We start from the raw sequence: 5,476 nt of genomic DNA on the forward strand, positions 1-5,476 counted from the left end.
CTGTCGAGGTGTTCCACTTCGCCCGCAAGAACGCGCGTTTCGCAAGCGCCGCAAAGCCCCTCGCGGCAACTGTGATCGGGCGATAGTCCTGCCTCCAGCATGGCGTCCAGCACCGAGCAGTCGGCACGTACCTCAATACGCCGCGTGCTGCGACGCAATTCCAGGGTGAAGGTCGTGGGCTCGGTCGACGCGGTCAGTGTCGGCACAGCCGCGAAGCGTTCGATATGCGCGTTAGGCAACTCCAGCACTTCGCAAGCCGACAGGAAGGCGTCCAACATCGGACCGGGTCCGCAGGCGTAGAAGTGGCTGTGTTTGGCAAACGGACGCAGCCGTTCGCGCAGGTCCGGGGGCCCACCCGCCTCGTCGTCGAAATGCCAGTGCACGCGCAGCGTGGGCGAGGCTAGCTCGTTCAGGCGCTCTAGGAAGGCCGCATCTGCGCGCGAGCGCGCGCAGTAAACAAGGTCAGCCGAACGCCCTGAGGCAGACAGGCGGTCGAGCATGCACAGGATGGGCGTGATGCCGATTCCGCCGGCCACGAACACCGAATGCGCGGCCGAATCGTGCAGAGGAAAGTTGTTGCGCGGTGCCGAGATCGTTAGCAGTTGCCCCACGCGCAACTGCTCATGCACGAAAACTGAACCGCCGCGGCTCTTGCGGTCCTTGAGCACGCCGACCACGTAACGCCCGGTCTCACCGGCCGGGTTTAGCAGCGAGTAACTGCGCACTAGGCCGTTGTCCAGGTGTAGGTCGATGTGCGCACCAGGCGCGTGCGGCGGGAACACCACTCCCGCGTGCTCGGGGCGCAGTTCGACGCTCACCACGTCGCGCGCCTCGTAACGCAGGCAATGGACGCGGGCCTTGAGGGTGGCAGTCGTCATCGCCTATCCCTCACATGATGTGAAGGCCGCCATCCACCATCAGCGTGGTGCCGGTGATGAAGGAAGCCTCGCCTGAGGCGAGCCACAGGATCGGCCAGGCAATCTCCTCAGGGCGCGCCCAGCGTCCTATGAGCGAGGTGTCCTTGCGTTCGGTGCTGAGCTGTTCCACGCTCTTGCCCGCAGCCGAAGCGCGGCCCACGTGAAAATCGGTCAACGTGGATCCCGGGCATACCGCATTGACGCGCACACCGTGCGCCGATTCCTCGAACGCCAAGGTGCGTGTGAAGGCCAGTTGTGCGGCCTTGGTGGCGTCGTACAGCGCCATGCCCCTGCGGCCGGTGACAGCGTAGCAGGAGGACACGTTGACGATGGCGCCCGCGCCCGAGCGGCGCAGCGCCGGCAGCGCGGCCTGGCAGTAGTTGGACATGCCCGCCAGGTTCACCGCCACGATGGCCTGCCAGTCGGCGGGCGACACCTCGGCCGCCGGCAGGTAGTTGCGCATGGCGGCGTTGTTCACCAGCACGTCCAGCGCGCCCCAATCGTCCAGGCAGTGGGCCACTGCGGCCTGCGCTCGCGCCGGGTCCGACACGTCGGCCGCGACACACAACAGGCGCGCCTCGGGCTGCGCTTCGAGGATCGCCGCGCGCGTGCGCTCCAGCGCCTGCGCGTCAGCGTCCACCATCGCCACCGCCGCGCCCTCGCGGCAGAACAGGGCGGACGCGGCCGCGCCGATGCCGGCGCCCCCGCCCGTGATCATGGCCACGCGGCCGGCCAGTCGCAACGATGCCATGCCTGTCCTCAATCCAGCTTGATGCCGTTGTCCTTGATGACCTTGCCCCAGCGCGTGATCTCAGACGAGATCCAGGCGCTGAACTCGCGCGGCGTGCCGGCCACCACCTCGAACTCCATCTCGTGCAGGCGGGCCAGGATGTCGGGCGACTTCAGGATCTTCACCATCTCTTCGTTGTAGCGCTTGATGATGTGCGGCGGCGTACCCGCCGGCGCGAGGAAGCCGATCCACGAAGTGGCCTCGAAGTCCTTCAGACCCGACTCCGCCAGCGTGGGCACATCGGGCGTGCTGGGGAATCGCTTCAGGCCAGTGCTGGCCAGCAAGCGCAGCTTGCCTTCCTTGACGAAGCCCTGCACGTTGCCCGGCACGAAGAAGCCGGTCTGCACCATGCCGGCCACCAGGTCGGACACCGCGGGTGCGGCGCCCCGGTAGGGGATGTGCGTGATGTTGAAGCCGGCCTCCGACTTCATCATCTCCATCGTCAGGTGCGAGGCGCTGCCCACCGAGACCGAGCCGTAGTTCAACTTCTGCGGGTTCGTCTTGGCGGTTGCGATGAATTCCTTGACGCTGGTGATGCCCGTGGCCGGGTTCACCACCAGATACTGGGGCGACTTCACCGCCAGCGTGATGGGCGCCAGGTCCTTCATCGGGTCGTAGGGCATCTTGTTGAAGAGGCTCACGTTGATGGCCAGCGGCCCGTTGTAGCCCACCAGCAGGTGGTGGCCGTCGGGCGCGGAGCGCACGATGTCCAGCGCGCCGATGTTGCCGCCCGCGCCACCCTTGTTCTCCACCACAAAGGGCTGGCCGAACACCTCCTGCAGCTTGGGCGCCACCAGGCGGGCGAGCACGTCGTTGGTGCTGCCCACGATGGGCACCATGATGCGCACCGGCTTGGTGGGCTTCCAGTCGGCCGCGCTCTGAGCCCACGAGGGGCTGGCGGCGGCCACACCCAGCAGGGCGGCGGCGAGAAGGGATCGGCGTGGGAACATGTCTTGTCTCCTATGGTTGGTGTGTGTGGCCGGCTCAGGCCCTTACAGAGTGAAAACCGGCTTCTCGATACTGTTGGCCAGATGCTCTTTGGCCCACTCGACGGGGTTCTGCTCCTTGGGCAGCAGGACGCCGGCGGGCCGCACCCGCTGCTGGCTGGCGTCCAGCGCAGGAGGAGTGATCCCCTGTTCAATTCCCGTTGCGGCTTCTGCCAGCATGCGACGCGCCATCACGATGGCCTTGTCGGTGGGCAGCAGTTGCTCGGCCTCGTGGTTCTGGATCGGGCCCATGCTTTCCTGCAGGGAGTAGTCCTGCGCGGAGAAGCCGAACACGCCGCTGTACGAACGCTTCTCGCGCTGCGCCACACGGTCCATCAGGTAGTCGTTGTCGCGATTGGCCTTGGGGACGAAACTACCCGGGGCCTCGTACTCCACGTGGATGCCCTGACCTGCCTCCATGGCCGAACGCTCTTCGTCGGTCAGCGGACGGAAGGGCTGCCAGTTGATGCTCCACGCCCAGCAATGGTGGTCGTCGATGGGGACCCACACGTGGCCACCCAGTGCGTGCTCGCCGAAAGGCGCGATCAGCGTGAACCAGGGGAACAGCCACTGCGTGACGCGCCAGTAGTAGGAGTCGGGCTCGCCATTGCGACGGCCGAACAGACCCAGGCCGTATGGCGTTTTTTCGATCTCGAACACCACGTTGCCATCGGCCTTGATGTAGTCGAGCGCCTTCACGCCCTGGTGCATCGGGTCGGTGTCCACCTCGTAGCGGTGCACGTAGGACACGTGCGCGGTGTCGATGCCACCTTCCATCGCCTGCAGCCAGTTGCTGTATTGCAGCCGCTTGGACACGTACACGTGGCTCTCGGGCAGTGTGCACCACTCGATTTCGGGCGCGGCGGGCTGGTGCTCGGCTGGACCCATGTACGCCCAGACAATGCCGCCGCGCTCCACGCAGGGATAGCCCTTGATGTGCATGCGCGCGCACGACTGGGGCGAAGACGGGACGTCCACGCACTTGCCGTCGCCGTCGAATTTGACGCCGTGGTACGCGCAACGAATGCCGTTTTCTTCGTTGCGACCGAAGTACAGCGATACGCCACGGTGCGAGCAGAACTCACTGATCAGGCAGGCGCGGCCCTCCGTGTTGCGAAAGGCCAGCAGCTTTTCGCCCAGCAGTTGCACGCGTACCTGCGGTCCGTCGGCTTCGGCGATTTCCCTCGATGCGAGCGCGGGCACCCAGTAACGGCGCAGCAGTTCGCCCATGCGGGTGCCAGGACCCACGCGGGTCAGGGTCTCCGACATTTCCTTGTTCATTGCTTGTGTCTCCACATGAAATATGTCCTCCTGATGGACAGTTGATTCATTATGTGGACACACTTGATCTATGTCAACAGTCAGACATCATGTCCATCAGATGGACATATCGATTCCGTAAGATCGACAATCGCCGGGTTGTCAGGAGCACAAAGCATGGAAACGGCTGAAAAAGCAGGGGAAGGTGTCCGCGCGGTGGACAGGGCGCTGGACATCCTGATGGCATTCACGGCAACCGACCACCGGCTAACGGCTGGGGAACTGGCCCGGCGCGTGGACCTGAGTCGCCCCACGCTGTACCGACTGCTGCGCACGCTGGAGCACAAGGGCTTCATCGTCTCGTCGGGTGAGCCGCAGCGATTCGAGCTCGGCCCATCGGTGGCCAATCTGGCGCACGTGTGGGGAGCGTGCTTGGACATCGCCAGCGTGGCGCAGCCCATGATGCGCCGGCTTTGGGAAGCAACGGGTGAGACGGTATCTCTATTGGTCCATCAAGGCCGCAGCCGCACTTGTGTTGCCGAGTTGCAAAGTGCGCAGCCTTTGAGTTTCAAGCGCGGAGTTGGGTACAGCACAGACGTGACCCTGGGCGCCAGCGGCCGCGTGATCCTAGCGCACACAGCCTTGCCCGAGGTGTATCTGGAGGACAAGGGTGCAACCCAGTTTGACGTTGCGAGCTATCTCAAGCAGCTCGCGGCCATACGAGAACGGGGATACGAGATAAGTCGTGATGAACTGATACAGGGTGCAGTGGCCGTCGCTGTGCCCTATTTCGACAGCAACGGACGTGTAAAAGGGTCTCTTGCCGTCTTTGGCCCCAGCGTTCGAATGGACGCACAGCGCGTCGATGCTTGTGTGACCTTGCTGAAGGAGGAAGGTGCGAAACTTTCTGCGGCCCTGGGCTACGCTGACAAAGTGCCAATCAGACGGCAAGGCTGATCGAAGCGGCCAACAGTGCGAGTTGCGACACCTGCGACCACTCGAACAGACTGCTTCTCCCCTAGATTCACGACAGTCCCACCATCAATGCACAACTGCTCGCGAACATCGGCAGCCGCCGCCAACCGTGCTGGCGGGACTACACGCTGATGCGGCCGATTAGCGCCTGACGGTCGCCTGGATCGGCTGATTTACCCTCGGCGACCACTTGACCACGTTCGATCAGATAGTGCCGCGTAGTCAGGTTCAACGCGCGATGCACGTTCTGCTCGACAAGCACTATTGGTGTCCCTTCATGGGCCAGCTTGCCGATCAGCTCGAATATCTCGTCGACGATCATCGGCGCTAGCCCCTCTGTGGGTTCGTCGATAAGCAGGAGGCGCGGAGCGCCCGCCAGCACGCGCGCGATCGCCAGCATCTGCTGCTCGCCACCTGACAAGGTGGTACCCATCTGGCGCCGCCGTTCGGCCAGCCGGGGGAATCGCTGGTAGGTGTCGTCGAGGCGCCGACGGGATTCGGCCCGGCTGCGCGATGGGCACTGCATCTGGCCCAGTCGCAGGTTCTCT

6 protein-coding genes are annotated in these 5,476 nt (G+C 64.5%); 1 reads left to right on the top strand and 5 read right to left on the bottom strand.

The window, feature by feature from the left end:
* The 4 genes from BGO22_RS02540 to BGO22_RS02555 all read right to left on the bottom strand — a co-directional run.
* A partial coding sequence (locus tag BGO22_RS02540) for a PDR/VanB family oxidoreductase (RefSeq protein ID WP_286848716.1) occupies positions 1-878 on the bottom strand: 878 nt, incomplete at its 3' end.
* Between the two features lie 10 nt (positions 879-888).
* Positions 889-1,668: an SDR family NAD(P)-dependent oxidoreductase gene (locus tag BGO22_RS02545; RefSeq protein WP_070399024.1), complete on the bottom strand. Its 780-nt coding sequence runs from the start codon at positions 1,666-1,668 to the stop codon at positions 889-891.
* An 8-nt stretch (positions 1,669-1,676) separates the two neighbouring features.
* Entirely contained in the window at positions 1,677-2,657 is a 981-nt protein-coding gene (locus tag BGO22_RS02550; RefSeq protein WP_070399025.1) for a Bug family tripartite tricarboxylate transporter substrate binding protein, read from the bottom strand.
* A 42-nt stretch (positions 2,658-2,699) separates the two neighbouring features.
* Positions 2,700-3,974, bottom strand: coding sequence for an aromatic ring-hydroxylating dioxygenase subunit alpha (locus BGO22_RS02555; protein ID WP_286848721.1), 1,275 nt, complete (start codon positions 3,972-3,974; stop codon positions 2,700-2,702).
* Positions 3,975-4,130: 156 nt separating this feature from the next.
* Here BGO22_RS02555 and BGO22_RS02560 point away from each other — a divergent pair, with 156 nt between their 5' ends.
* Positions 4,131-4,910, top strand: coding sequence for an IclR family transcriptional regulator (locus tag BGO22_RS02560; RefSeq protein ID WP_286848722.1), 780 nt, complete (start codon positions 4,131-4,133; stop codon positions 4,908-4,910).
* Between the two features lie 139 nt (positions 4,911-5,049).
* Here BGO22_RS02560 and BGO22_RS02565 read toward each other — a convergent pair.
* A partial coding sequence (locus tag BGO22_RS02565; RefSeq protein WP_286848723.1) for an ATP-binding cassette domain-containing protein occupies positions 5,050-5,476 on the bottom strand: 427 nt, incomplete at its 5' end.

It is taken from the genome of Hydrogenophaga sp. 70-12 (genome assembly GCF_001897365.1).
GTDB classification, from domain to species: domain Bacteria; phylum Pseudomonadota; class Gammaproteobacteria; order Burkholderiales; family Burkholderiaceae_C; genus Hydrogenophaga; species Hydrogenophaga borbori.

Bases quoted from the DNA above. Each gene is read 5' to 3' on its own strand.
- BGO22_RS02545 (WP_070399024.1), bottom strand. From the start codon at position 1,668: ATGGCATCGTTGCGACTGGCCGGCCGCGTGGCCATGATCACGGGCGGG.
- BGO22_RS02550 (WP_070399025.1), bottom strand. From the start codon at position 2,657: ATGTTCCCACGCCGATCCCTTCTCGCCGCCGCCCTGCTGGGTGTGGCC.
- BGO22_RS02555 (WP_286848721.1), bottom strand. From the start codon at position 3,974: ATGAACAAGGAAATGTCGGAGACCCTGACCCGCGTGGGTCCTGGCACC.
- BGO22_RS02560 (WP_286848722.1), top strand. From the start codon at position 4,131: ATGGAAACGGCTGAAAAAGCAGGGGAAGGTGTCCGCGCGGTGGACAGG.